This is a genomic window from Stutzerimonas stutzeri (genome assembly GCF_051028275.1).
Taxonomy (GTDB): Bacteria; Pseudomonadota; Gammaproteobacteria; order Pseudomonadales; family Pseudomonadaceae; genus Stutzerimonas; species Stutzerimonas stutzeri_AS.
In genome coordinates, this window is sequence record NZ_CP069269.1 from 2,068,298 (window position 1) to 2,094,750 (window position 26,453).

The following is a 26,453-nucleotide window of genomic DNA, read 5'->3' on the forward strand; positions in this document are numbered from 1 at the left end:
GGCGGGCAGATGAACGATCAGATGAGTTTCGATGGGCAAAGCGTTTGGGTGACCGGTGCCGGGCAGGGGATCGGCCGCGCCGTGGCTGAAGGCTTCGCACGGCTGGGTGCGCAGGTCACAGGCTTCGACCGCTGCTTTGATGAACGCGATTACGGTTTCACGACCTACCTGCTGGATGTGGGAGACGCGGACGCGGTGCGGCACGCGTGCAACGAGCTACTGGGCGCACATCAGCGAATTGATGTCTTCGCCAGTGTTGCGGGCATCTTGCGGCTCGGGACTATCGAGGAACTGGATTTAGCTGACTGGGACGATTCGATGCGCGTCAACGTGTCCGGCCCGTTCTACCTGCTTCGCGAACTGGTCCCGCGCTTCAAGGCGCAGGGCAGCGGAGCGGTGGTGGCGGTAAGCAGCAATGCGACACACGTGCCACGCATGCAGATGGCCGCCTACAGCGCATCAAAGGCTGCGCTTACCAGCCTGATCCGAACCGCTGGCCTGGAGCTCGCTGAGCACGGCGTACGCTGCAACCTGGTCTCGCCAGGGTCCACCGACACCGCCATGCAGCGTGGCATGTGGCACAGCGAGGATGCACGAGAGCGAACCATCGCCGGTTTCCCTGAGCAGTACAAGCTGGGAATTCCGCTGCGCAAGATCGCCACACCAGAAGAAGTCGCCCGAACCGTTTTGTTCCTTGCATCGGACCTGGCGAGCCACATCACCCTGCAGGACATCGTCGTCGACGGTGGCGCCACGCTGGCGGCCTGAGACTCCGAGAGGTAGCAGATGAAACACAACATAATCGGCCTGCTGAAGCATCTGGCTCAGCATGGGGTGCACCTTGCGCTCAACGATCAGCAGCAGCTGGTTTCGCAGTCGAGCAAAGAGGCGGTGACCCCCGCGCTCGGGCAGCAGATTCGGGACAACCGCGACGCCATCATCGAGTGCCTGAGGGCTCAGCGCGCATTCGATGCCCCGATTGTGCCGCAACACCTCAGCGTGGGGCCGCTGTCTTCCTCGCAGAGCGGCCTCTGGTTCATCGAGCAGTACGAACAGGATTCGCACCTGTACAACATGCCCGTTTTCTTCCGCCTGACCGGCGAGCTGGACGTGGCGGCGCTGGAGTTCGCGTTCGATGCGCTGATCGCCCGTCACGCCAGTTTGCGCACGCGTTTCCAGCGCAGCGCCGAGGGCCGCGGCGAGCAGGAAATAGTGCCGCACACCGGGTTCCGTCTGGCGCAGGAGAAACTCAGTCATCTCGAGCCGCACGCACGTGAAAATCTGGTCGCGCAGCGAGTGCGTGAAGAGATCCTGCGCCCATTCGATATCACCAGCGGACAGCTGACGCGTGTCACGCTGCTGGAGTTGGGCGAGCGCGAGCACGTGCTGATGATCAACCAGCACCACATCATCTCCGATGGCTGGTCGGTGAAGAACATGTTCGCTGACCTGAAGGCTGCGTTTCTCGCTTATCAGAACCGTGAGCCTCTGATCTGGGACGACCCCGCCCTGACGTATATCGACTACGCCCGGTGGTTCAACTCGCCCTTGTTCCGCGACTACCATGAGCAGTTCAAACCCTTCTGGGTCGAGCGCCTGGCTGGCATCCCCGAGGTGCACAGTCTGCCGCTGGACAAGCCACGGCCCGCCCAACCCGCCAGCGACGGCGAGGTGGTGTTCTCCACCATCGACACTGCACGCTGGGACCGTTTCAAAAGCCTTTGCCAGCAACACAACACCTCACCCTTCATCGGCCTGCACGCACTCTTCGCGTTGCTCCTGGCACGACATTCGGGCGAGCGCGACATTGTCATTGGCACCCCGCTGGCCTACCGCGAGCGGGCGGATATCGAGCCCCTGGTCGGATTCTTCGTCAATACGCTGGTGTTGCGCACCCAGCTCCCCGAAGCACAAAGCTTCGTCGACTATCTGCGACAGTGCCGCGCTGACGACCTTCAGGCGTTCGATCACCAGCTCTATCGGTTCGAGGCCCTGAGCGAAGCGCTGGGCATGGACCGCCATACCGCGATCAACCCGATCTTCCAGATCATGCTCGTATACCAGGCGCGGGTGGACTTCAGCGACCTTATCCCCGGCTGTGACGCGGTGGAGGAGACCTCTCCGGTATTGCCTGCCAAAACCGACATTTCGGTCAAAGTTACCGAGCTGACGGACTCGGTGCGGGTCGATTGGCTATACGCGACCGTGCTGTTCGAACGCAGCAGTATCGAAGGCTATGCGAGCCGCCTGCTGAACTTGTTGAAGGCAGTGGTCGATGCGCCGGAGCAGGACATCTGGCAGCTGCCTATGCACGATCCTTCACTGCTGAAGCAGACCGCAGAGCGACTGGCGGCGTTGCCCGCTGCCTATCCCGAAGGGTTGACCGCGCTTTCGCTGTTCAATGACATGGCTCGGCTACATCCGAATCGACCCGCCCTGCAGCAGGGCGGAGGCAGTATCAGCTATGCGGAGCTGGACGCCCGGGCCAACCGTCTCGCCAACTGGCTGCAGGCTCAGGGCTGCGAGCCGGGCGACCTGATCGGTGTACTTGCCCGGCGGGAAAACGCTTTTGCGGTCGCGGTGCTTGCCTGCTGGAAAGTCGGCGCCGCCTATGTTCCGCTCGATCCGAACTATCCCCAGCAGCGCCTCAGTCACATCATGCGGGACGCTGATTTGCGGCTGGTCATCGGGCAGGGCTCAGCGCCGTTCGAGCTGGAGACGAACCAGCGTTGGGTCGATCTGGCCAGCCCGGAAATCCAGGCGCAACTGGATGCCCTGTCACCAAGTGCGCCGACTGTCCAGCATGACCCGCAACAGCTTGCCCAGGTGATCTACACCTCGGGATCGACCGGCGTGCCGAAGGGCGTGATGATCGAGCAGGGATCACTGGCCAACCTGTTACGCGACCACGGTCGCCGGCTCGATGTAGCGCCAGGTGACCGAATGCTGGACTGCATGTCCTTGTCGTTCGATGCTGGCAATATGTGCGCGCTGGTGCCGCTGGTTCACGGTGCGTGCCTGCTCTGGGCCGATCCCGGCGAGGGCCTGCTGGATGAGATCGAGCGTACCGAAACCACCCACATGATCTTCGCAACAGCCTTGCTGGCAACACTGCCGGAGCGACCATTGCCGGCCATGAAAGCGGTGGGTTTTGGCGGTGAAGCCTGTCCGCCGTCGATTCCGCAACGCTGGGCATCCCAGTTCCGTTTGGTCGACATGTACGGCCCGACCGAAGCCACCGTCACGGCGCTGACCAAGACGCTCACAGCAGGCTCACGGCTGACCATAGGCAAACCTATTGATGGCATGCAGGCCGTCATTCTTGATCGCCACGGCGCTGTGTGCCCGGTCAGGGTTCCGGGTGAGCTCTGTCTGGCGGGGCTGGGGCTGGCCCGTGGTTATCTCAACCAGCCGGAGCGCACCGCTAAGGCCTTCCGTGAGCATGATGTCGCCGGCGTGAAGGTGCGTCTGTATCACACCGGTGATCGCGCACGGCAGTTGGCCAACGGTGAGTACGAATACCTGGGCCGTCTGGATGCGCAGATCAAACTGCGCGGCTATCGCATCGAACCGGGCGAAATCGAAGCCCAACTGCACGCCAGCTGCCGAGTCCTGCAGGAAACAACCGTCATGGTCATCAGCCAGAATGCGCACCAGGCGCTGGTTGCCTACGCCACGGTCGTCCCTGGCGAACCGATACCCGAGCCAGACGCAGTATTGCAGGCCGCAGCCCATCGGCTGCCTGAATACATGGTGCCCCAGCGTTTGATCATCCTCGACAAGATGCCGCTCACCGCCAACGGCAAACTGGATCGCCGGCAACTGCCCACGGTCGAGCTGGCCGAAGCTGATCAGCCTGTGCCGCCCGCTGACGATCTGGAGCGACACGTGCTGGAGATCTGGCAGGGCGTGCTCAATCAGCCGCTGGGCGTCGAAAGCGATTTTTTCCGGTTGGGCGGCGATTCGATCCTGAGCATCCAGCTGGCCACACGTCTGCGCGATTCCGGTTACGCCTGCAGCGTCAAAGAGGTGTTCGAGGCAAAGACCGTGCGAAGGCTGTGCCGTGTACTCGAAGGGCCTCGCGAGACCCAGGCGATCCGCGCCGAGCAGGGCCTGCTGACCGGTGACTTCCCGTTGCAGCCGATCCAGCGGTGGTTCTTCGATCAGCCCTTCGCACAACCCCAGCATTGGAACCAGGGCGTTGTGCTGTGTCTGCCAGCCGAAGTGAGCCAGTTGCAGCTGATGGATTACATGCGCCAATTGCTGGCGCAGCATGATGCACTGCGGTTGATCGTCACGCCGTCAGGTCAGTCTTATCGGGAATTCTTGCCACTGGCTGAGCCTGTAACACTGGATGCGTCGAAGCTGGGCGAGTCGGGATTGCAGCAGGCGTTAACCGAGCTGCAATCCCACCTTGATCCTGCCAGCGCCCGAACGCTCGCATGGGCCCTGATCGAGAACGTGCCGAACGGCCATCGCGGGCTGTTCATTGCGTTTCACCACTTGGTCATTGATGCGGTGTCCTGGCGCATCCTGGTCGAAGACCTGCAACGGCTGGCCCGCGGCGACACCTTGCCCGACAAGACCAGCAGCTACCGGCAATGGGGTGAGGGCCTCGCTGCCTATGCGCAGCGTGCGGAAATGCAGCTGCCGTACTGGCGTGAACAGGTCGGTGCGATGCATCACACGATGCCCGCGGAGTGGTCGACCCCCGAGCGCTCCGAACCGCACCTGTTGCAGCTGGACGAAGCCATCACAAGGCAACTGACCCAGATGACAACCAGGCGCTTGCAGGTCGACGTCCGTGAACTTTTGTTGGCTGCGCTGACCCGATCGCTGGTCGATCTGGGCCTCGGCGAGCAGCAGTGGATCATGCTGGAGGGGCATGGCCGCGAATCGATTGATGCCGGTTTGGACGTCAGCCGTACGGTGGGCTGGTTCACCAGCATGTTCCCGGTCAAGGTGCATAACCAGGCGGACTGGCCGGCGCTGGTTCGGCACGCTGCCGAGCAATTGCGCCAAGTGCCGGACAAGGGCGTTGGCTATCTGCCGCTGCGCAGCAATCCGACGCATCGAGAAAGCCTTCCGTTGCCTAGCGTCGCGCTGAATTATCTGGGCAGTTATCAGAGCGGAGCAGGCGACTGGCAGGCATTGCCGCTCCCGCCGGGCAACCCGAGCGGTGCAGGCAACCTGTCTGCAGAACTGATCAGCCTACATGGCGGTGTCTATGACGGCCTGCTGACCTTGCGGCAAATCGGCAGCTTGCGCCCGGACCTCAGCGCCCGATTGTTGAACGTGCTGCGGGCAAACCTGCACACCCTGGCTTCGCTAGGGGGAGACGTGCAATGACTCCTCTGAGCCCCCATCTCGCCCACGTCTTTGCCCGTCACGCCGACTGGCCGGCGCTAGGGTGCCTCGGCGCCAGCTTCAGCTACGCCGAATTGCAGGCACGCGTCGCGGCCATCGTGTTGCAACTTCGCGCAAATGGTCTGACCGCGGGCGATCGCGTGGGGCTGCACCTTGCCCGAGGCCCGGATCTGGTTGCGGCGCTGCTTGCCTGCCTGCATGAAGGGCTGTGCTTCGTGCCGCTCGAGCCTGAGTTTCCACTTGACCGGCTGCAGGGCATCGCTGACGACGCGCGTCTGCACTGCATCGTTCAGGACGAGCAGCCGTCGAGCTCGCTGGCACCTTCACTGCGCCTGAGTCCCGGCCTGGCAGAGATGCCGGAACCTCCCGATATCGATGATGACGAGTTGCCCGCCTATATGATGTTCACCTCCGGCTCCACCGGAAAACCCAAGGGTGTTGTGATTGGCCGGGCTGCGTTAAGCAACTTTCTCGACGCCGCGACCCGACGTGTCGGGATCGGACCGGATACTCGCTGGCTGTTTACCACCACGCCGGCTTTCGATATTTCATTGCTGGAAATGCTCGGGCCGCTGTGGGTCGGCGGCTATGTCGAAGTGGTTTGCGCGCCAGCCCACAAGGACCCGGTGGCGCTGATTCAGCTGCTCGACAGCCGGCCGGACCTCAATACCTTTCAGGCTACGCCTGCGTTCTGGCGAATGCTGCTCAAAGCCGGATGGAAAGGGCGCGAAGGGCTGGTTGCGCTGTGCGGAGGCGAGGCGCTGGATGCGACACTGGCGGCGCGTCTCAGCGCGTCGGTTGGGCAGCTCTGGAACTGCTACGGCCCCACCGAGGCGACCGTCTGGTCGATGATGGCGCAGGTCGAGCTACCACCGGCAGACCAAGGTGTACGGCTCAAACAGTCGCTCGATGGGTATCGGCACCTGGTTCTCGACGAGGACGGTCATGAAATTGGGCCGGACGGCGAGGGTGAGCTGTGCATCGAAGGGCTATCGCTGGCACAGGGTTACTGGCAGCGCAGCGATCTGAGCGAGCAGGCCTTCGTTAGCTGGCAAGGGCGGCGTCTGTACCGTACCGGGGATCGCGTTCGCCGCATCGCCGACGACGAGTTCCAATACCTTGGGCGCCGCGACGACCAGATCAAATTGCGGGGTTTTCGGATCGAGCTAGGCGAAATCGAAGCCAACCTACGGCGCATCGAGGGGGTTCAGGATGCTGCGGTACGCTTGCTTGGAGAGGACGACGACGCCTGTCTGGTCGGTTACGTGGAGACACGCGGCGAAAGAGCGCCCGGCCGGGTTCAGATCCGCCGAGCACTGCATCTGAGCCTGCCGCACTACATGATTCCGAGTCGCATCGTTCTGTTGGATTCATTGCCGAAAACGCCGAGCGGCAAGATCGATCGCAAGCGGCTGCCCGAACCGGTCTGAGCGGCAAGCGCGGTATCCCGTGGCCAAGGTGGCTACGGGATACCTCTGAGTTAGTTTTCCGCTACCGGCTCAGCGCCCGCTTTGCCGACGATGGATTCCACATCTTCGATCACCTGCAAGGCGGCCATCGGCCCACCCAACGAGGTCCACAGTGAACCGTCGACGGCTGCGAAACGCTTGGCCTGGATCGCCGAGAGCTGCCGGAACGCCGGAGTCTCCTCTGCCTGGCGAAGCGCTTCGACGGCTTCGCCGCTGGTAGCCAGAGTCCCGATCACCAGCCAGTCCGCATCCAGCAGCTCTAAGGATTCAAGGCTGAGCGCCATCGAATGAGTGTGGCCTGGGTCCTGCTGGTGAGGCGGGCGGACGAGGCCGACGTCTTCCACCACGGTGCTGGAGAAGGCGTCCTTGAACATGTAGGACGGGCCCTTCGGGTTCCAGCGAACGATACTGAAGGTCTCGCCCTGATGGTCCTTCAGACGCTCGCGCGCCTCGGCTACACGCGCTTGGTAACGGTCGAGAAACGCCTTGGCCTCAGCATCCTTGTTCAGCACATGAGCGGTTCGCTGCATGCTGGATTGCCACGGTTCTGCCCATTTGAAGGTCACGACCGTCGGCGCGATTTCATTGAGTATCGCCAATTGCTCTGGCTTGACCGGACCGGTAAGGATCAGATCCGGTTCCAGCTCAAGCAGTGTCTCCAGGTTGGGGTTATCCAGATCGCCGACGACCTTGATGCTTGACGGCACCTTGCCTTCCAGATAACGCGGCGGTGCAGCCTGGCCGCGACCGTTGACGGTGCCTATCGGCGTCACACCCAGCGTCAGGGCCGTATCCAGATCGATTTCGTTGAGCGTGACGACACGTTCAGGCGTGGCCGGCACGGTGACGGTGTTGCCGAACGCATCTTCCACCTGACGGGTGGCGGCGTGCGCACTGAGGGTCAGCAACCCGGCTAATAATGCAATGGTGAAGTGCCAGGGCGTTCGTTTGATCATTGGGTCGTGTCCTTCTGAGCGGGTTCGGGCACCGCTGGGGTGCGAGTGGCTGATGGCGAAACGGCGGGAAGCGATGACGCTGCGAGCGAACGGCGACGTGGCACGATCACCGGAGCGCCGTCACCCGGCGCTGGCAGGATGTCCACCTCGGTCTGATAGAGACGGTCCACCAGCGCTTTGGTCATCACGTCGCGGGCAGGCCCCATGGCCTGAATTTGCCCATCGGCAAGGGCAATAAGCTCGTCGCAGTAGCGCGCGGCAATGCCCAGGTCATGGATGACGATGAGCACCGTGCGGCCTTCGGCTGCGATCCGGTGCACCGCTTCCATGACTTCGGCCTGATGGCCGATATCCAGTGCGCTGGTGGGCTCGTCGAGCAGAATCAGATCGGTGTTCTGCGCCAGGATCATGGCCAGCCAGGCTCGCTGCGCCTGCCCGCCAGAGAGCGAGGACGCCTGGCGATGCCAGATAGCGTCGAGCTGCATGGCCGTGCGGGCACGGGCAACCTGCTGCGCATCCTCATCGCTCCACTGGTTGAACCAGCCCTGATGCGGATGCCGACCGTATTGCACAAGCTGTTCGACGCGAATCCCCTCGGCCATCACGGGGCGCTGCGGAAGAAACGCCAGCTGACGGGCCAGACTTTTCATCGAATAACGAGACAGCGCCTGGCCATTGACGCGAACTTCACCAACTTGCAAGGGCAGCTGACGCGCCAGCAGCTTGAGTAAGGTCGATTTACCGCTGCCGTTGGGCCCGACGATACCAATCAGCCGGCCTTTGGGCAGCGAGAAGGTGAGGTCGTCCAGCACCACCTTGTCCTGATAGGCGAAACGAAGGTTTTCAACGCTCAGTACCGTCATCAATCAGCCCCTCGTCTGTCCTTGAGCAGCAATGCCAGCAGCAGAATGCCGCCGAGTAGCCGTGTCATGATGCCGGTAGGGATCTCTTCCGGCTGCGCCAGTACCCGCACCAGGGTGTCACTGCCCAACAACAGCACCGCTCCGCAAAGGGCCGATAGCCACAGCGGGGCAAGATTATCGCGCGCCAGCCAGGACGCCAGAATGGGTGCACCCATCGCGATAAACACCACGGGCCCGCCAATCGCCGTGCCGAGCGAGGCCACCACAATAGCCAGGCCCAGCACGCCGAGCTGCACCAGCGGCACGCGAATACCAAGGTTCTGGGCGGTGGCATCGCCAAAGCGCAACAAGGCCAGGGGTCGGTTGACCAAAGCCATCAATGGACACAGCGCCAGCAGAATCAGCGCGATCGGGCTGACGGTCTGGTAGCTGACACCAGCGAAGTGACCCATGGTCCAGAGGTATAGACTGCCCAGGTGCACCAGCGGTTGAGTGGCCATGGCGAAGTCACCGATCGCGCCGAGCAGCTCCGACAGCGCGATACCGATGACGATGAACAGATAGCCTTGTTCACCGGGGCGCCGACACAGGGTGAACAGCGCCACAGCGGCCAGTACCGCGCCCAGCGGTGACGCCCACCAGGGCCAGCTGCCAAGTGTGAGGTAAAGGGAAAACCCGACTACTGCGAGCGAGGCGCCTTCGTTCACACCGATCATGACCGGCGTTGCCAGGCGGTTGCGCACCAGCGTCTGGATCAGGCAGCCGGCCATGCCCATGGCGAAGCCGGCCACGATCGCTGCAGCAACCCGCGGCATGCGGATCTTGAAGACCATGATTTCGTGCAGCTTGCTGCCATTGCCAAGCAGGGTGGCAATCACGTCTCGCACGCCCATTTGCCCGGAACCTAGGCTGATCGCCAACGTGGCCAGTACGATGAGCAAGAGAGTCAGCAGACCACACATCAGCCAGTTGCGCCGATGCAGCAGCAGGCTCAGGCCACCGATGCGCAGGGCCCACACGCCGCGGGGAGTCGTTGATTCCATCATTACTTTACCGCCAGCAGGGACCGGAAGCCGCCGCGCAAGACGATGGCGATCAGAGCCGGCGCGCCCAGCGCAGCCAGCAACGTCCCGACCGGCAGCTCGAAGGGTTGCAACAGCCAGCGCGCCAGAACGTCGGCCGCCAGCAGAAACAACATGCCGAACATCGTCGAGAACAGCAGCTGTCGCAGCAGGGCTACCGGCTCGATCAAGCGAGCACAATACGCCGCTAGAAAACCCACGAAGCCAACGGGGCCGGCCAGCGAAATCGCGCAGGCGGTGAGCAACGTCGACGCGACCAGCACACCTAGTCTCACCCAACTGGTGTGAATACCCAGCGCCCGCGCCTGGCTATCACCCATCTGCATCAAGGTCAGTTGTCGGCATAGAAGCCCGGCAAGCACCAAGCCCATCAGCGCGACGGGTGTCACCGTGCCCACCGCGTCGAGCCGGGTGGCTGAGAGCGAGCCCAGGTTCCAGAATCGAAACTGCTCCAGCGCCACGCGTGTCGTGAGCAGCATGAAATTGGAAAGACCGCCGAATATCGCCGCCAGCGCGACGCCGGCGAGGATGAGTTTCAGTGGGCTGGCCTGGCCCAGCATCAGGCCTATACCCAGTACCACGAGGTTGCCCAACAGGGCTCCGGCACCGGACCAGAGCAAATAGCCTCTTGTCGATTCGACGTCGTAGAAAATGAGACCGATGACCAGACCCAGCACGGCGCCTGCATTGACGCCGAGCAAGCCGGGTTCGGCAAGCGGATTGCGTGTCGCGCTTTGCAGCAGTGAAGCGGCGATCGCAAGACTTCCGCCAACAACAAGCGCTGCCAGTGTGCGCGGCAAACGCAGTGTCTCTACCACCATGGCGAGCTTTTCATCCGCCACGGCCAGCTGATCTCCCAGCAGATAGTGCAGCACTTCGACCGCGCCGTAGACACCGGCCCCGGTGCTCATCGAGAGCACCACCAAACAGAGCAGAAGCACGCCACCCATTATGAGGACCGCTTGCTGGTAGCCAGGGAAGGTCGAATCAGTCCGTATCATTGGTTTTGCGCAGACTCCTGAACCCGGCAGCGAGACTGCCGGGGTGCATCCGGATTAGATGTCGTAACTGAAGCCAACGAACACCGTACGGCCCATGAGGATGTGATCAACGGACTGAGCGACTTCGTCACGCTTCTCGTTGGTAAGGTTGTTGAGGCCCGCGTTGAGGGTCAACTCGTTTGTAGCTCTGAACCTGGCGCCAACCCCCAGCGTATGAAACTCATCTGAACGCTCGCTGTTTGCCAATGCTGGGACATACACCATCTGGCTACCTGTGTACTGGTAATCGAGGTTCAGATCGAGCTGTGGTAGGGCGCGCCAGTCAACGCCCAGATTGCCGACGTGTTTTGGCGTGTAATCCAGTTCGTCGCCAGTTTCGCGGTCTTCGCTATCGGAATATGTGTAGTTGGCGCGAACAGATACGGCGTCGCTGAGCTGGTAGCGGCCTTGCAGCTCGTATCCTTTGATACGCGCTTTGGAAAGATTGTAATAGCTAAGCTCGGAGCGCAGCGGAACGGGCCGGCCCAGGACCGGGTTGAAAACCAGGCGTGTGGTTTCAGTAATGATCAGATCATCGATATCATTGTGGAAAAACATCACGCCGGCTTCCAGTCGCTCGGTCTGGTACTGGGTGCCAAGCTCGTAGCTGGTGGACGTTTCTGGTTTGAGATTCGGATTGCCGAAGACGGTGCACATACCACGGCAGGCCAGCACGCCGTAATTGGGATCGGACTGCGAAATGCTCGGTGCTTTGAACGCCTTTCCTGCGCCACCCTTGATCACCCAGTTGTCACTGAGGTTGTAGACGCCATACGCGCGAGGACTGAACTCGCTGCCGAAGACCTCATGATGGTCCCAGCGACCGCCAAGCGTTACGTCAAGTGCGCCAAGCGAAAACTCGTCCTGCAGATAGATGGCCTTCTGGTCGACCTCGGTATCAGTGCCGAGGTTCTGGTTGTGGGTTAGCTCGGTACGGCGAAACTCGCTGCCCAGCGTAAATAGCTGGTTGCCGATAAAGGCGCTTATCTGTCCGTCTACGGTGTGGTTAGTCTGGTTAACGTCGCCTTTGGCGCGACGCATAGTCGTCATGAGCTGCGAGTCGTCCATCAGCTCAACTTCTTCATAGTAATAACGGAGGCGGGTGTTGAAACCTTCCCAGCGGCCGTTATGTGTCAGGCCAAGAGTCCAGCGATCCATCTCTTGAATGTTTGTGGTCAGAGGTTGTGGCGCTCCCGCATTGTTCCAGCGCGCCTTGCGGTCGTCCTCTCGGTAGCTCATGTCAAGATCTATGGATTGGCGCTCGTCCAGAAGCCAGCTAAGCGTGCCCATTGCACTTACGTTCTGGCGCTTTTCAGCAGCGTCGGTGCCTTCAAGCCTTAATTGATCTGACTGCCAGGCAGCCTGATCGGCCGTGTCCAGAATGAGATTGCCAAGCAATTTATCCTCAATCAGGGCACCGCTCAGGTAGCCGCTTGCCTTGTGACTGTCACCTGAATCGCCTTCGGTGGGGTGTTCGTAGCTGTAAGACACGCCAGCTTCTGTCTGATTGGTTGGTTGTCTTAGGATTACATTGATCACGCCGCCCATGGCATCAGCACCATACAGTGACGTCATAGGTCCACGAATGACCTCGATACGTTCAACTGCTGCCATGGGGATGGCTGACAGGTCGAAGTCGTTGGCATAGTTCGATGTTAACGCGTCTCGCGAATTGATTCGTCTGCCATTGACGAGCAAGAGCGTGTAGTCCGAATCCAATCCACGAATCTTGATTTCCTGGCGTCCATAGGTTGAGGACGGGTTTACGTGCACCCCTGGCAAATACTTCACCGCATCGGCCAGGTTGTACACCGGACGCTGCTCGAGCTCTTCGCGCGTGACGACCGAGACGCTGGCCGGAGCGCTGAGCTCGCTGTGCGCCGTCTGGGTGGCGGTGACGACTTGCTGTTCGAGCGCAACAGGCTCGGCCGCGATGGCAGCAAGTGGCATGAGGCTGGCCAGGATGGTCAGGGATAGGTGACGGGGGCGGCGGATGCCCCGGTTAAGTGCGATTGACATAGCATGCTCCGTTGCTGCTCAAGGGTCGAAAGGACTGATCACGTATCCGCGGCGGGTTAACCCGCCTGTTGTTCTGTTGGGGTCTGGTTGATGTCGCGCTGCTTGATGCCATGGAGCAGGTAGAGCACGCCCAGACCCGCTAGGACGCCTGCCACTGCATAGAAGGCGGCCAGTTGCTCGAAACCCACTACATCGTGTTGAGGCCCTTCGCTCAAATAGCGCGCTGAAAACAAACTGCCGAGCCCGGCTGCGATATTCGAAACGGTTCCTTGAAACGCCATGAATGCGGCGCGTTGATGAGCGTGGGGCACGCCAGCGGCAATGGTCATCGTGCTGTTGGTGCGCACAGCACTCAGTGCCATGAACAGCGTGAAGATGACGTAGAGGGAAATGCCCACCGGAGCTGCGAACCCGAGCAAGGTCACCAGCGAGAGGCAGCCGCTGCTGACCAGCACTACGGTTATGGCACTGCCGCGATCAATCCAGGAACCGCCAATACGCATGGCCGCAAGGCTGGCAATGCCCCCGAGCAGATAGAGTAGGCCAAGATGTTCCCGGGGAAACCCCAGATTGAATTCAAAGTAGGTGGCGAAGTGGGGCACCAGGAGAAAGTGGCCGAACATCTGCAATGAGGTGATGCCGAGCGCAACCAGGCAGAGGCGGGATGTGAGCAGCGCCCTGACTGAGGCCTTTGGCCGCTCGATAGCCGCGGGCTTGGGCAGGAACAACTGACACAGCAGCCCGAGCAACAGGCCTGTACCGCCAAGCACGAAGAACGGAGCCGTCCAGTTCCACCGAATCGACAATTCCAAGGCCAATGGAACGATCAGAATCGCTGCAAGCGAAAAGCCCATTCCGACGTAGGCCAGCTGACGGCCTCGCTCTGAGGGCGGTATCAGGTCAAGCATGGTTGCCATCAGAATTGCGCCCATCGGACCCGCCACCAGGCCTGACAGGACGAAGATTACAATCAGCTGGCTCGGCCCGCTTACCCAGGCACAGCTGAGCAGCAGGAGAAAGCGCAGGAGAAGAAGGGTGACCAGCGCGCGCTTACGGTCGAAACGATCCAGCCAAGGGGCAGCGGCGGATCCGCTCAACGCGGCAGCCAAGGTTGCGCCGCCGCTTATATAGCCGATGTGGCTGGCCTCCATACCAAGCTCGCGCACAAGGTCAGGCCCCAGCGGCATGACCATCATCAGGCTGCCAATGGACAGCATGTTGATCAGCATCGCTAAGTGGACGGCGATCCTCGTCTGGACGGCAACTTTCATCGGATTGCGGCGCGCTCGGTTTGACAGGCGGGCTGAATCCTAAGGCAAGCTGAACGCTATATCAAACACAAATCGTTCGCATTAATACCTCTGTGGCATCTAAACGCAGGTCATCGGTGGTTGCGTTCGTTATGCGGCCCATTCGGCAAAGGTCTCTTTTGGCAACGAGCCAATCAACGTACCGCTGAGCGACGTCTCCCGGGCAGCCTTGCTACCACGGCAGCACTGCGTCACGTTGGGTTAGCAGACGCGGCCCATCATGAACGTCTTACCGCTTGTCTGGCTCGGGCACATCGCCCTCGTCGACGTGCTCGCTTGCAATCTTCTCGTTCGCCTCCTGCTCATCCCCGGCATCACCCTGCAGGCTCTCTTGCTCGGGGGCTGGGTCGTATTGCAATTCAACCAGGACCGGAAAATGGTCTGAGCCAAACTCTTGCAGGCGTTGAATCCGCACGAGACGGAAGTGGTGGCTGTGGAACAGGTGATCCAGCGGCCAGCGCAGGAACCAGTGCTGGGCATGGAAGCTGTTGACCATACAGCGACCGACCCGCGGGTCCAGCAGGCCGCTGATTTTACGGAACAGTCGGGTGTTGGCGGACCAGGCAACATCATTGAGATCGCCGGTGACGATAATGGGAATGTCGTCCTTGTCGTCTCGCACACTTTTGGCCACGACCAGGAGCTCTACGTCTCGCTCCGTCGATTCGTCGTTTTCAGTCGGGCTGGGGGGCGCGGGATGCAGAAAATGCATGCGTACCGCGAGCTGGTCGTTCATGCGGACCTTGGCATGCATGGACGGTTTGTCATTTTCGACGAGAAAACGGGTTTCAGCATTTTCCAGCGGCAGCCTGGAGTAAACATGCATGCCGTAGAGGTTGTCCAACGGGCAGCGGATCGAATACCGATAGTCATCGGTTAGCACATCGAGCTGTTCCTCCCACCAGCTGTCGGTTTCGAGCGTCACCAATACATCAGGCTCGAACTCCCGGACCAGTGCGACCAGGCGGTCAGCCTGCCGATTCGGTGTGAGGACGTTGGCCGCCATCACCGTTAAACGGGGTTTATTACTGTCAGGCTCGGCCGATTTGACCTCGTGCGGCCACAGCCAGGTATAGGGGATGATCCACCAGGCCTGGTAGGCCAGGCAGCCGATAGCGACCACAGAGATGAAAACCTGCAGTAGCTCAGAATAAGAGAGCAGATACGCTTGCGCGATCAACAGCGCAAACGCGAGTACGCATAACTGCAAACGGGGGAAGTCGAGTCCGCGTATCCACCAGCTAGGGTTTTTCCAGAGCGGTAAAAATGTCAGCAAAGCCATAAAAAGGGTCAGTGCCAACATGATCCCTTCTTTCATATCCATCTCCGGGATTGAGGGCGGCCTTCATCGTGCTGGCCGTTGGACATTCCCCTGAAGGAATGCTCAAGTTTCGTCCCGGTTGTTACTGAATTGGTTCCGTTTGTCAGCCAATAGCCCTGAGCTTGCGCAAGACTGCCTGTCCCAGGTGAGCATGCGAAAGAAGGCCTGACACCAGGAGATGCAGGCCTTTATCCGTCGCGTTAGCTCATCATGATGACCGCGGCTCTCCGATCGCCAAGCAGCTGTTCGGCGTCGCCGCGTGCTTGCGCAATATCGGGAGTTGCGGTTGTTCCGCGCCCCCTTTCACATCCAGCGCCAGGATATAGTTACCCCACCAGGGGCCAGCCGCCCAATAGGTCATCGGCACGCAGTTCTCGCGCAGGTATCCAAGCAGGTTGTCCATCGCCACGATGGCATCAGGCGCGTAGTTCGGAACACCCATCTCGCCAATGAAGCCACGCAGCTTGTTGGCCCGCAGCCACTCCACAAAGGGCTTGGCACGGGTAATGCCCAAGTCCGGTGCAAACGTCTCGGTCTTGTCTACGTACATACCGGAGGTGTCACGGTCCAGATACATATGCGCTTCGAAGACGAGGTTGTTCCTGGGGTCTCGCATCCAGGGATCGGCAATCAGTTGCGTGTTGGACTGAGGCCAGTGCCAAGCGCTGGAAAACCGATCGCCTGCAACATAGATCCAGTTGGTCTTGTCGACCTGGCGAATAGCCTGCGCTGCTGCGAGCGCGGCTTCGGGCCAGAGTCCCTTGGTATTCGGCTCGTTCATCAGGCCATAACCGCTAAGCGCCGGGTGCCTGCCGATCTTCTGGGCAATGCGTTTCCACGTATCGGCAAACGACTGGACTGGTACCGTTTCAGAGCCAATCGGCTGCTTGTAGTAGCGGTAATAGTTGTGCATGTCGAGCACAACCTTCACCCCATGCTTGTGGGCGAAATCGAGCGACTGGGTCAACAATGCCAGCTGTGCTGCGTCGAGCTCGGTATTCAGCGCGGGCTGAATACGTTCCCAAAGAAACGGCAGACGCACCAGCTTCAGACCTTGCTCTGCATACTTCTTATAGTAGGACTCGGCCGGGTAGATGTAATGCGTGCCGTGCTTGCCCGGCAGGACCGAAGGGCCAAAGGCTGCGCCGGATAACGCCACGCCGACCAATTGCACTGACGGAGGAACGGTGGCAACAGGTGAAGTTCGCGCAGGAAGTAGCGCAGTCGCCGGGGTGTTTGTCAATGCGGGCGCAACGCTGAGCTTCTTCGGATAGCCGACCTTCGCACCGTCCAATACCGCACCGTCCATGAAGACAGTCAACGCACCGCTGGCGGGCTTTACCGAGGTGACGGTGCGCACCTGGCCATCAGCCAGAAGCACACGTGTGCCAACCTTGAATGCATCGAGGTTCTGAGACGTAGCGGCGACAGAAACGCCTGCCGAAGCGCGCCACGAACCGTTGGCCCAATAGCTGTTAGTGAACTTGTTGATGAGCGCCGAATAGGTGGCCGCCGGTTTGGTAGCGGCAGCAGGTTGTGGTGCGAATGAGGTTGCGCTCGCCGCGTTGCTGACGCTGAGCTTCTTCGGATAGCCAACTTTGTCGCCATCGAAGGCTGGGCCTTCCATGAATACGCTGAGGTCAGCACCCACGACCTTCACCGAGGTGATCTTGCGGACCTGGCCATCCGCCGTTTTGGCATAGCCGCCAGCTTTGAACGCGGCCTTGTTTTCTGCCGTGGCGCGGATGGACACACCGGCAGAAGCACGCCAGGAGCCGTTCTGCCATTGGGTATTGGTGTACTTGTTGATCAGCGCTGCGTATGAAATTTCCGAGACACTGGTATTGCCTGCAGTCGCAGCGAACGCGGTGGCGCCAACCGGCATGATGCCCAGCATGGCGATGATTGCGGCGGTTGGAGCGAGGACTTTCCAGGCGCCCGAGAGGGGTGTTACGAACATGGAGACTCTCCGTGATTCACATATCCGCTTGCCTGATGGCTCGACAGATAACGATTGGGAGGGTTGCTCGATAAGCGGTATTGCCAACTGGCTGGACATCCACAAACAGAACGAACCATAAGCGCGGCGCCTGGCCGGTTGGCCAGTTCTGCGTCGCGGCGCTTTTATAATTCTATTTGTTAATGAATGAAATGATTGTCGACGACTTCTTGTCGTCAATATGTCGACTAGGTAATCGAACATTAGCGTCTAATATTAACTGGCCATCACCTAAAAGCGTTCGAAACGCTCTCCAGCCCAGTGATAACGCAGCTTACGCTAATATTGGCGTCATTTTTTTGAATCGCTCAATCGGCGACTTTTCTAGCGGGAGTGAAACTTCCAGACGAACGGTTCAAAGGCTGTGGAACTTATGGGGCATGTGAATTTGATGGCTAATTGGAAGGCGGAACGCGGGTTAACGGCAGTTCTGTTATCTACTGAAGACTAAAGGTTCGGCTAGCAGACAAGCGGTGCGAGACGCTTGTAGAACGAGCCGGCATCATGCAGGGTCCATTCAGGTTTTCTGTCCGCGGAGTCAGCCATGTCCGAGCTTTATCCATGCGTCGATCCTGATGGCCTGATCGAATATTCAGTGGTATTCACTGATCGCTCACTGAATCACATGTCCCAGTCGTTCCAATGCGTGATGAACGACATATCTGCCACGCTTAAAGCTGTTTATCAGGCACAAGCTGTGGCTGTAGTGCCCGGCAGCGGAACCTTCGGCATGGAAGCCGTGGCGCGACAGCTGGCCCACCGTGCCAACTGTCTGGTGATCCGCAACGGATGGTTCAGTTATCGCTGGACGCAGATATTCGAAATGGGGGCCATTCCTGCCCGGTCTACGGTGCTGAAAGCGCGGCCCAGCGGGGAAGGCGCGCAGCCTGCCTTCGAGCCGCCACCGCTGGCCGAAGTCATTGCTGCGATTGCATCGGAAAAGCCCGACCTGGTCTTCGCACCACACGTGGAGACCTCTTCCGGAATCATCCTTCCTGACGATTACCTGCGCGCTGTAGCCGACGCCGTCCATGCCGTTGATGGTTTGTTTGTTCTGGACTGCATCGCCTCCGGTGCGCTTTGGGTCGATATGCAGTCCGCCGGTGTCGACGTCTTGATCAGTGCACCACAAAAAGGGTGGAGCGCTTCGCCCTGTTGTGCATTGGTGATGTTGAGCGAGGCGGCCCGTGAACGCGTCGAAGCCACGCAGAGCAGCAGCTTTGCGTGTGACTTGAAGAAATGGCTTCAGATCATGCAAGCCTACGAGCAGGGCGGACACGCGTACCATGCAACGATGCCAACCGAGTCCCTGGCTCGCTTCCGTGACGCCATGTTGGAGACGCGGGCCTATGGCTTGGAAGCTGTCCGAGCGTCCCAACAGGAGCTAGGTCGGCGTGTCCGGGCGCTTCTCGCTGAAAAGGGCTTCTTGAGCGTTGCGGCGGCAGGGTTCGAAGCGCCCGGCGTAGTGGTGTGTTACACCGACGATCCGAGTATCAAAAACGGCAGCAGGTTCGCAGCCCATGGTTTGCAGATTGCAGCGGGTGTGCCGCTGCAGTGCGACGAACCGGCTGATTTCCAGACTTTTCGAATCGGGCTGTTCGGTCTGGAAAAGCTACGGAACCTCGACCGCACGCTCGACATTCTTACGCAAGCACTGGACCGGATCTCAACCGATCGTTCCTGCTAGAGGACGTTCCGCATATGCGCTAGGACCGCTCGTCGCGAAATGCCGGGCTTTAAGGGAAGGCAATCGGCCTGTTGTTTCGTTGTCCGATTGCGCCCGACGCCCCATGAGACCGGCCATTAGCGCGACGGATGGCGCTGGAACCCCCGAGATAGACATCTCTCTGAAACAAAATTGTGGTTGCGCGCGACGTCAGGCTAGCTACGCTCAAGGTGTACGAAGCTTTATTACAACAAGAAAGAGGGGCGAACTATGATCAACAACCAGAAATCTCAGGTCGTTGCACTCGAGTTGTGGCGCTTTTGCGCTCACTGCATTGCTGCCATCGTTGTAGTAGGAGCGGTACTGATTGGGTTCCTTGGATCTTGGGAACTGGGCCTGAAAGTCGGTGTGCTGCCGTTGCTGGCACTGATCGCCGCCGATGTAGTGGCCAAACGTCGGGAGCATGACATTCAACTAAGGAATTCCTGACCACCCGTATCCTGCGCTGATCGGCGCGGTCTGCGCAGGATGACCATACGCAACTGCACCCGCGATCGTCTGATCTCTTCACTCTCAATACCACGGTTCCGCCGGTGCGCCAGTAGAGACCGCGGCCCAAGCGGGGTGTCGATGGCAGGCGTAGCGTTGCATGGAGCAGCGCATACACCCACCTTCGACTCCTGCGAGCCGGCGTTGACCAACCCGGGCACCGATCCGTTAGGAGTGCGGCGTTGTGCTCAACGCTTATAGCGCTCTTATAGGTTCAGATCATCGGCGGTAACGATCGCCTCCGTTGAGCATGGGAACGCCTGCGCCGACAGCAGCTCACATCAATAGGCGCTAAAGCGCTGCTGTTCTGCCTTTTCCGATTCTGGAACCGTTTCAATGCCTCAACCGCGCCTGATTTCCGCACGCGCCTGGCTCGATCGCCTCGACAAGTCGCGTCATGCCATGCCGCTGCTGTTTCTAGCGTCCATGATGGAGACGCTGCTCATCCCGATTCCTATTGAGGTGATCCTGATTCCGTGGATGCTCTGTCACGCTGATCGCAAATGGCGGATAGCGACTGTCGCGTTGGCCGGAAATCTCACCGCAGCCACGTTGGGTTATTACCTCGGCCTATTCGCGATGGACCAGTGGGGCGATACCTTGGTTGGGCTGTTCGGCGGGCAAGACGCCTATGACGAATTCGATCAGCAGTTTCGGGAGGACGGGTTCACAGCGATCCTGGCGATTGGAATCGTCCCGATACCCTTCCAGATTGCCATGCTCGTCGCGGGCGCCAGCGCTTATCCGATCCTGCTGTTTCTCGCAGCGGCCTGCATGGCACGTGGCGCCCGCTACTTCGGTCTCGCGCTGTTGATTGCCGTCGCAGGCGAGGCGGCGCTGAACATCTGGAACCGGCACGCCAAGCCCATAGGCATTGTCGGGCTTGTACTGTTTGCAGTGTGGCTGTGGTTCAAGTGGGGCACTTGAGATGCCCTTGTTGTTGTCTACGCGACAGCATGCCAGGCTCGGTAAGGCGTCTAGATTTGACGGCCTTCGAGGAAATCTCGGTAGTAGTCCAGCGTGGCGAGATTCTTGTCCTTGGCCTCGAACATGATGTCGAACCGGTCTAGAAACTCTCGGGCGTAGAGGTTGGTCCAGCGGTTCCACATGCGTTTGCTGTGACTATAGAGGTCGCGCTTGCTTACCTTTTGCAGCAGCGTCGGCATCTCCAGCTTGTCATCGGCGCTGAAGCCGAGCTCCATCAGACTTTCGGGTGGCTGGGAGTAATGCATGGCTGGCCTAACGCCGTGCCAGCTATCGATGATGCGCGCCACGCGAGCGTCGTGTGGATCGATGTAATCGTCTTCGTTGATCCAGCAATGATGAATATCCAGCACAACGGGAGCCAAGTCGGACAGCTGCAGACAGTCATCCACGCCGTAGGTCTTTTCCTCGTTTTCGAACGTGATGCAGTTGCGCGCTTCGGTGGAAAGCCTCAGCCAAATTGCGCGGATACCCTCAACGCCCAGTCGCCCAGCGATATGGACGTTGCATTTGAAGTCCTGAAACTGTCGACCGAAACCCATCATGCGAATCATGTCCGCGTGGTACTCGAACTCGGCCAGGCTGTTCTCGACGACCTGGGGTTTGTCCGAGCCAAGCACACAATATTGTCCAGGGTGGAGCGATAGCCGGATATCAGCTGCCCGGGCGCGCTCGCCAATTTGGGCGAAGCCTTTCTCCAGGGCAGATCGGACATCCGTCTGCCGATAGAAATCGGCCGCTTCCGGATGACTGTAGAACGGCAGCAAATCACTGCTCAGGCGCAGCATGCGCAATGTCTTGGGTAAGGTTTCCACGTAATCGAGCAGCCGCAGCTGTGCCGCGAGGTTGTGCTCGATGATGCCGTTCAGCTTTTCGCGCGCGACGTCCTGCGACACGCTGTTGAGCCATCTCAGCGTGGTCGAGCGGGGGTTGAAGGCGCGCTCGATGACTTCCAGCTCCTTCAGCGATTCGCTGTGGCCGGGGTGACGGTACATGCAGGCGAAACCGATTCTGTACATGGCAACCTTGGGCAGGCAGCGCCGAAGAAGGCCGCTGCGAGATGACTGTTCTGATTAGTACCTAAGGATGCCATAGCGTGCGGTGTGACTGACGAACGCAACGGTCAAACCAGTGCCATTGCCGATGCAAACCGACCCTGTGCAGCGAATCATCAAGCGACAGCATCAGCCTGAACGCTGAACCGAGATGTTGCCGAACGCGGAAACACTCGAAGCACGCTTTACGCCGACGCGATCGCATGACTGTCCGGAGCCCAGACACGCTGCGAAAACCCGTACCATATCCATCATCTGTCTAGCTCCGGTTGGTTGTTCATGCTGTCTGCCGTCAAGCGCTACAAGCTGTTGGTTTCCAGCGCACTGATACGCTGTTTCCCGCGTACCGCTGCATACCTGCAATCGGAGGACGATGTTCTCCTTCGTCGCTGGCCGGATTCGGCGATAAAGCCCGTCGGCACGCCGGGGAAGCCAAGCAAGCGCCTCAGGAAAGCCTCGTCAGCGGCCAAGCCGGCGCAGCGGGCTGACACCGCCGCCAACGCGGCCCCTAAAGTCGCGTCCAAGCCCCGGACAAAAGCACGCAAGCCGGCCGGCGAAGGTCTCTACGGGCCTGCGAAACTCTCTGTAAACGAGCAACAGATCCAAGCGATGCGCCTGCGTGTGGGACGTGCCGTGGATGCTGGCGTGGTTCGTGCGCCGTCCGACGAGCAATGGGCCATGATCCTTGAAGCGTCGCCGGTTACTCGGATATTCGCCGGGGCGGGCTCGGGCAAATCAACCACCTTGGTTCTACGTGTGGTGTTCATGCTTTGTCACTTGGATGTTCCGCCCGAACGACTCACAGTCATTTCATTCACCAATGCGTCCTGCGCCGAACTGCGCGAGCAACTGACCCGAGTGCTCGGCTTCTGGAATTTCGATTTTGACCCGGCACGTGCACGTCAGTGCGTCCGCACCTTCCACTCGGCCATGGCAGTGCTCGCCAAGGATCTGCTCGGCAAGGCGCAGTGGTTCGAGCAGTTGGATGAGAAGGGGGCTTCGCCCACGGAACTGGACAATCCGCTTACTGCTTCGCGCTTACGGCCCGCCCAGCTGCTGTTGCTGAAAGAAGCGTACCAGCGCTGTTACACCCTCGATCAACGGTTCAGGGAGCTTGTGCATGCTTTGCTAGGGCTCGCTCCGCCACAGGAGCCTAGCGCCCGTCGGGCGGCTCCACGTGCCCCCCTGGATGGCCACAAGCTGGCCGGTGAGTTCACTGCGTCGCCGTTGTTCGAGGCGTTCTATGCACAAGCCGGCTTCATCGAAAGCATCGGCATAAGCATTGATCAGATCCAACCCGCACGGCTGGATTGCAAGGAACCCGAGCGTACGTTCATCGAAGCGCTGCAGCTGTTCTGGCGGCAACTCCAGAATGATTTGCAAGCGCAGGGGCTGATGACTTTCAACGGTGCGTTCCAGACACTCACGCAGCAGCTGAACGCTAGAGGCAAGACCTCAGGCGATGCGCTGGCTCCGTTCAGCCATCTATTAATCGACGAGTTTCAGGACATATCGCCCCAGATCGTACAGTGGCTGCAGGCAGTGCATGGGGCCCTCGCCAGGCAGGGTGAAACCGTGAGTCTGATGGCGATCGGTGATGACTGGCAGTCGATCTATGGTTGGCGCGGCAGTTCGCCTGAACTGTTCATGGACTTCGACAAGTATTTCCCAGCCAAAGGAGGGGCGAAGCAAAGTCGGCTGTTAATGTTGGAAACCAACTACCGTTCCATCGAGCCGGTTATCCGCGACGGCGAAGCCGTATTGGCGGGCGTCGCGGTCAAGCAGCCGAAAGCCAGCAAGGCGAGCCGCGCTGCACAGCCCGGCGATCATGGTGTGAAGCTGGTGACCCGTTTCGATATCAAGACCCGTCTGCCGGACCTGATCCGAGACATTCAAGCCCAGTGCACCCATGTCGCCACTCTGTCTGCTGCTGATCGCAACGCCGTGCTAGTGCTCAGCCGACGCAACGAGCCCCTGCGTGCCATCGAGGCACAGCTGGATCGCAAGCTGCCGGTCAAGACCTACACCATCCACCGCGCCAAGGGGCTGCAAGCGGAGGTTGCGATCATCGTCGATGACTGTTTCCCGGCTGAACGCCACCCGCTGCGCAATGCGCTGTACGCCTACAGCGGCTTCTTCCGTAACAGTTATGACCAGGCCATGGCCGATGAAAACTTGCGGCTGGCCTATGTAGCGATCACCCGTGGCGTCAGCAGGGTGTTCTGGTATACGCAGAAACCACAGGGCGCAACGCGGCTGCTCGCGGACAAGCATAAAGCCGGTAAATCTTCGCACTAGCAGCCAGCGGTCGTTTACGGCTACGGTTGAATTCATTGAATCAATCAACGGATAGGAGTGCGTTTGCATGTTGAAACTCTGGGGCCGAGCGAACTCGACCAACGTGAAGAAGGCCTTCTGGTACCTCGAAGAGTTGAATATTCCCTATTCGCGAATCGATGCAGGCGGCGCTTACGGCGTCGTTAGCGACCCTGACTACATCGCCAAGAATCCGAATCAGCTGGTGCCATGCCTGGAAGACGGTGCGTTGGTGCTGTGGGAGTCAAACGCCATTGTGCGCTATCTAGTCGCTCGCTATGGGGAGGGGAGACTCTGGACCGCAGACCCTGCCGAGCGCGCGGAGGCGGACAAATGGATGGACTGGGTCACCTCGTCGCTGGCCGCTCCCTTCCGCACGGTGTTCTGGAACATGGTGCGCACTGCGCCGGATCAACGCAACATGCCAGCAGTACAGGCGGCGATCACCGAATGCGGGAGGCTGCTGGCAATCGCCGACCAAAGCCTCTCGAAACAACCCTACCTGTCGGGTAACTCGTTCGGCATGGGGGACATCCCGCTCGGCTGCTTCGCTTACGCCTGGTTCGAGATGCCCATTGAGCGCCCAGAGCTTGCGCACCTGCGCGGCTGGTACGAGCGGCTCTTGCAGCGTCCGGCTTATCAGACGGCGGTGGTTACGCCGCTGACCTGATCTGGACCATCGAACAGACGTGAAGCCATGCCCGTCAGGTGCCAGGCCCGTCAAAGTTGATTCCGGTGCGCGACGCCGCAGCGCGAATGTGAGTTTGCATGGCCTTTTGGGCCGCTGCCGAGGCATGGCGCGACAGCGCGCGCAAGATCCTGCGATGCTCCTGCCAGGTTTCCATCGCCCGTTCAGGGCGGATGAACGGTAACTTCTGGCTTTCCAGATAGATATCGGAGCGGCTCGCCAGGATGCTCAGGATCGCCTGATTCCCTGTGGCATGGAGGATCAGCCGGTGAAACTCGAAATCCAGTTTCGCTGCAGCGTCGAACGCCTGGGCGCGTAATTCGTAGCGCATCATTTCCACGTTATCGCTTAGCGCATCCAGTTCATCGCTACTGAGCATCAAAGCGGCGAGATTGGCCGCAAAGCCCTCCAATGCATAGCGCAGCTGAAAGATGTCGGTTGCCGACACCTGCGTTGTAAACGGCCAGCCAGATGGCTGCTTGGGGTGAACAGCAGAATTTGGCGGTTCCAGAATAAAGACGCCTTTACCTGGCTGGATGCGCACGACCCCCAACGCATTAAGCGATGAAAGCGCTTCACGCAACGAGGCGCGGCTGACACCGAATCGCTCAGCCAGCTCCCGCTGCGACGGCAGGGCATCCCCAGGTTGGTAGGCATCGTCCTCAATCAGTTGGCGGATCGAGGCTAACGCATGTTCCGGCACTGCTCGATTGATCGGCTGCATGAGGCTCCGTTTAAAGACCATTGTCGATGTGTGAGCGAAAGGGCCATGCATTGCTACGAAGCATGGCGCCCCGAAAGCGCACCAGCGGCGAGCAAAACCCGGTCCTTCAACGAGGCGACTGTTCAGACCAGTCGTACCAGGTGGTGCGTTCCGGTCCCTATACAGATACGTGGCGCGCTGCTGGCATGACGCGTGCAAAGCCGATGCCGTCTTCCATCCATCGGAGTTTCATCATGCTCAACTCGACTCGCTCATTGCTTACCGCCCTGTGCCTGGGCATCACACTGACCAGCGGCACCGCCATCGCAGACGGCCTGGAAGACATCACCAAGCGAGGCGTGCTGAAAGTGGCGGTGCCTCAAGATTTTCCGCCGTTCGGCTCGGTCGGACCAGACATGCAGCCGCGTGGCCTGGATATCGATACCGCCCAACTGTTGGCCGACAAGATGGACGTCAAACTCGAATTGACTGCCGTCAACAGCACCAACCGCATTCCATTCCTGACCACGGGTAAGGTCGATCTGGTGGTGTCGAGCCTCGGCAAGAATCCCGAGCGTGAGCAGGTAATCGATTTCTCCGATGCCTATGCCCCGTTCTACCTGGGTGTGTTCGGGCCAGAAGAAGCCCAGGTGACGAGCCTTGATGATCTGGATGGAAAGACCATCAGTATCACTCGTGGCTCCGTTGAAGACATCGAGCTCAGTGCGGTAGCGCCTAAAGGCGCCACGCTCAAACGTTTCGAAGACAACAACTCGACCATTGCCGCTTATTTATCTGGCCAGGTCGATCTGATCGCCACTGGCAACGTGGTCATGGCAGCGATTGCCGAGCGCAACCCGAAGCGTCTGCCCGTCATGAAGCTGAATCTGAAGAACTCGCCGACCTATGTCGGGCTGAACAAGGACCAGCCGGCCTTGCTGAAGAAGGTCAATGAGATCATCGCGGCGGCCAAACAGGACGGCAGCCTGAGTGACATCAGCGAGAAGTGGCTCAAACAACCCCTGCCGGCGGACCTGTAAGAGCACCGTTGGATCTGGAGATCGAT

At 59.9% G+C, this 26,453-nt stretch carries 20 protein-coding genes; 10 read left to right on the top strand and 10 right to left on the bottom strand.

Annotated elements, in window-relative coordinates:
- Window positions 1–9 precede the first annotated feature (9 nt).
- Genes dhbA through JQR87_RS09540 form a run of 3 tightly spaced genes read left to right on the top strand, consistent with a single transcriptional unit; the run spans window position 10 to window position 6,797 of the window.
- Window positions 10–768 (top strand): 2,3-dihydro-2,3-dihydroxybenzoate dehydrogenase, encoded by a 759-nt coding sequence (gene dhbA / locus JQR87_RS09530; protein ID WP_407290671.1) that lies wholly within the window; start codon window positions 10–12, stop codon window positions 766–768.
- An 18-nt stretch (window positions 769–786) separates the two neighbouring features.
- Window positions 787–5,349 carry an amino acid adenylation domain-containing protein gene (locus JQR87_RS09535; protein ID WP_407290670.1) on the top strand — a complete coding sequence of 1,521 codons (4,563 nt, stop codon included), beginning with the start codon at window positions 787–789 and terminating at the stop codon, window positions 5,347–5,349.
- Window positions 5,346–6,797: an amino acid adenylation domain-containing protein gene (locus JQR87_RS09540; protein WP_407290669.1), complete on the top strand. Its 1,452-nt coding sequence runs from the start codon at window positions 5,346–5,348 to the stop codon at window positions 6,795–6,797. Before JQR87_RS09535 ends, JQR87_RS09540 begins: the two co-directional genes overlap by 4 nt.
- Before the next feature lie 50 nt (window positions 6,798–6,847).
- Here JQR87_RS09540 and JQR87_RS09545 read toward each other — a convergent pair whose 3' ends face one another.
- The 8 genes from JQR87_RS09545 to JQR87_RS09580 form a co-directional block, all read right to left on the bottom strand.
- Window positions 6,848–7,792: an ABC transporter substrate-binding protein gene (locus JQR87_RS09545; protein ID WP_407290668.1), complete on the bottom strand. Its 945-nt coding sequence runs from the start codon at window positions 7,790–7,792 to the stop codon at window positions 6,848–6,850.
- Complete coding sequence (locus JQR87_RS09550; RefSeq protein WP_407290667.1) at window positions 7,789–8,655, bottom strand: ABC transporter ATP-binding protein; 867 nt, start codon at window positions 8,653–8,655, stop codon at window positions 7,789–7,791. Before JQR87_RS09550 ends, JQR87_RS09545 begins: the two co-directional genes overlap by 4 nt.
- Entirely contained in the window at window positions 8,655–9,701 is a 1,047-nt protein-coding gene (locus JQR87_RS09555; RefSeq protein ID WP_407290666.1) for a FecCD family ABC transporter permease, read from the bottom strand. The genes JQR87_RS09550 and JQR87_RS09555 overlap by 1 nt, the downstream gene beginning before the upstream one ends.
- Window positions 9,701–10,738, bottom strand: coding sequence for a FecCD family ABC transporter permease (locus JQR87_RS09560; protein WP_407290665.1), 1,038 nt, complete (start codon window positions 10,736–10,738; stop codon window positions 9,701–9,703). The genes JQR87_RS09555 and JQR87_RS09560 overlap by 1 nt, the downstream gene beginning before the upstream one ends.
- Before the next feature lie 54 nt (window positions 10,739–10,792).
- Window positions 10,793–12,796 carry a TonB-dependent receptor domain-containing protein gene (locus JQR87_RS09565; protein WP_407290664.1) on the bottom strand — a complete coding sequence of 668 codons (2,004 nt, stop codon included), beginning with the start codon at window positions 12,794–12,796 and terminating at the stop codon, window positions 10,793–10,795.
- Between the two features lie 56 nt (window positions 12,797–12,852).
- On the bottom strand, window positions 12,853–14,067 hold the full coding sequence (locus JQR87_RS09570; RefSeq protein ID WP_407290663.1) for an MFS transporter: 1,215 nt from the start codon (window positions 14,065–14,067) through the stop codon (window positions 12,853–12,855).
- Window positions 14,068–14,335: 268 nt separating this feature from the next.
- Window positions 14,336–15,424 carry an endonuclease/exonuclease/phosphatase family protein gene (locus JQR87_RS09575; protein ID WP_407290662.1) on the bottom strand — a complete coding sequence of 363 codons (1,089 nt, stop codon included), beginning with the start codon at window positions 15,422–15,424 and terminating at the stop codon, window positions 14,336–14,338.
- A 211-nt stretch (window positions 15,425–15,635) separates the two neighbouring features.
- The gene (locus tag JQR87_RS09580; RefSeq protein ID WP_407290660.1) at window positions 15,636–17,387 is read right to left on the bottom strand and encodes a glycoside hydrolase family 5 protein; all 1,752 of its coding nucleotides are present in this window, start codon (window positions 17,385–17,387) and stop codon (window positions 15,636–15,638) included.
- On the opposite strand from JQR87_RS09580, the gene JQR87_RS09585 reads away from it, so the two are divergent.
- The 4 genes from JQR87_RS09585 to JQR87_RS09600 all read left to right on the top strand — a co-directional run bounded on the left by JQR87_RS09585 (window position 17,386) and on the right by JQR87_RS09600 (window position 20,568).
- Window positions 17,386–17,508, top strand: a complete 123-nt coding sequence (locus JQR87_RS09585) for a hypothetical protein (protein ID WP_407290659.1) — start codon at window positions 17,386–17,388, stop codon at window positions 17,506–17,508. The two genes, JQR87_RS09580 and JQR87_RS09585, sit on opposite strands and share 2 nt — an antisense overlap.
- A 462-nt stretch (window positions 17,509–17,970) precedes the next feature.
- The gene (locus JQR87_RS09590; protein ID WP_407290658.1) at window positions 17,971–19,113 is read left to right on the top strand and encodes an aminotransferase class V-fold PLP-dependent enzyme; all 1,143 of its coding nucleotides are present in this window, start codon (window positions 17,971–17,973) and stop codon (window positions 19,111–19,113) included.
- A 249-nt stretch (window positions 19,114–19,362) separates the two neighbouring features.
- Entirely contained in the window at window positions 19,363–19,581 is a 219-nt protein-coding gene (locus JQR87_RS09595) for a hypothetical protein (RefSeq protein WP_407290657.1), read from the top strand.
- Window positions 19,582–19,977: 396 nt separating this feature from the next.
- Window positions 19,978–20,568: a YqaA family protein gene (locus JQR87_RS09600; protein WP_407290656.1), complete on the top strand. Its 591-nt coding sequence runs from the start codon at window positions 19,978–19,980 to the stop codon at window positions 20,566–20,568.
- 50 nt (window positions 20,569–20,618) lie between these two features.
- Here the strand turns inward: JQR87_RS09600 and JQR87_RS09605 are convergent, their stop codons facing one another.
- On the bottom strand, window positions 20,619–21,644 hold the full coding sequence (locus JQR87_RS09605) for a UV damage endonuclease UvsE (RefSeq protein ID WP_407290655.1): 1,026 nt from the start codon (window positions 21,642–21,644) through the stop codon (window positions 20,619–20,621).
- A 315-nt stretch (window positions 21,645–21,959) separates the two neighbouring features.
- On the opposite strand from JQR87_RS09605, the gene JQR87_RS09610 reads away from it, so the two are divergent.
- Both JQR87_RS09610 and JQR87_RS09615 read left to right on the top strand, forming a co-directional pair.
- On the top strand, window positions 21,960–23,978 hold the full coding sequence (locus tag JQR87_RS09610; RefSeq protein WP_407290654.1) for a UvrD-helicase domain-containing protein: 2,019 nt from the start codon (window positions 21,960–21,962) through the stop codon (window positions 23,976–23,978).
- A 67-nt stretch (window positions 23,979–24,045) separates the two neighbouring features.
- On the top strand, window positions 24,046–24,666 hold the full coding sequence (locus tag JQR87_RS09615) for a glutathione S-transferase family protein (RefSeq protein ID WP_407290653.1): 621 nt from the start codon (window positions 24,046–24,048) through the stop codon (window positions 24,664–24,666).
- Window positions 24,667–24,700: 34 nt separating this feature from the next.
- Here the strand turns inward: JQR87_RS09615 and JQR87_RS09620 are convergent, their stop codons facing one another.
- Window positions 24,701–25,408, bottom strand: a complete 708-nt coding sequence (locus tag JQR87_RS09620; RefSeq protein WP_407290652.1) for a FadR/GntR family transcriptional regulator — start codon at window positions 25,406–25,408, stop codon at window positions 24,701–24,703.
- Window positions 25,409–25,641: 233 nt separating this feature from the next.
- On the opposite strand from JQR87_RS09620, the gene JQR87_RS09625 reads away from it, so the two are divergent.
- Window positions 25,642–26,427: a transporter substrate-binding domain-containing protein gene (locus tag JQR87_RS09625; RefSeq protein WP_407290651.1), complete on the top strand. Its 786-nt coding sequence runs from the start codon at window positions 25,642–25,644 to the stop codon at window positions 26,425–26,427.
- Window positions 26,428–26,453 lie beyond the last annotated feature (26 nt).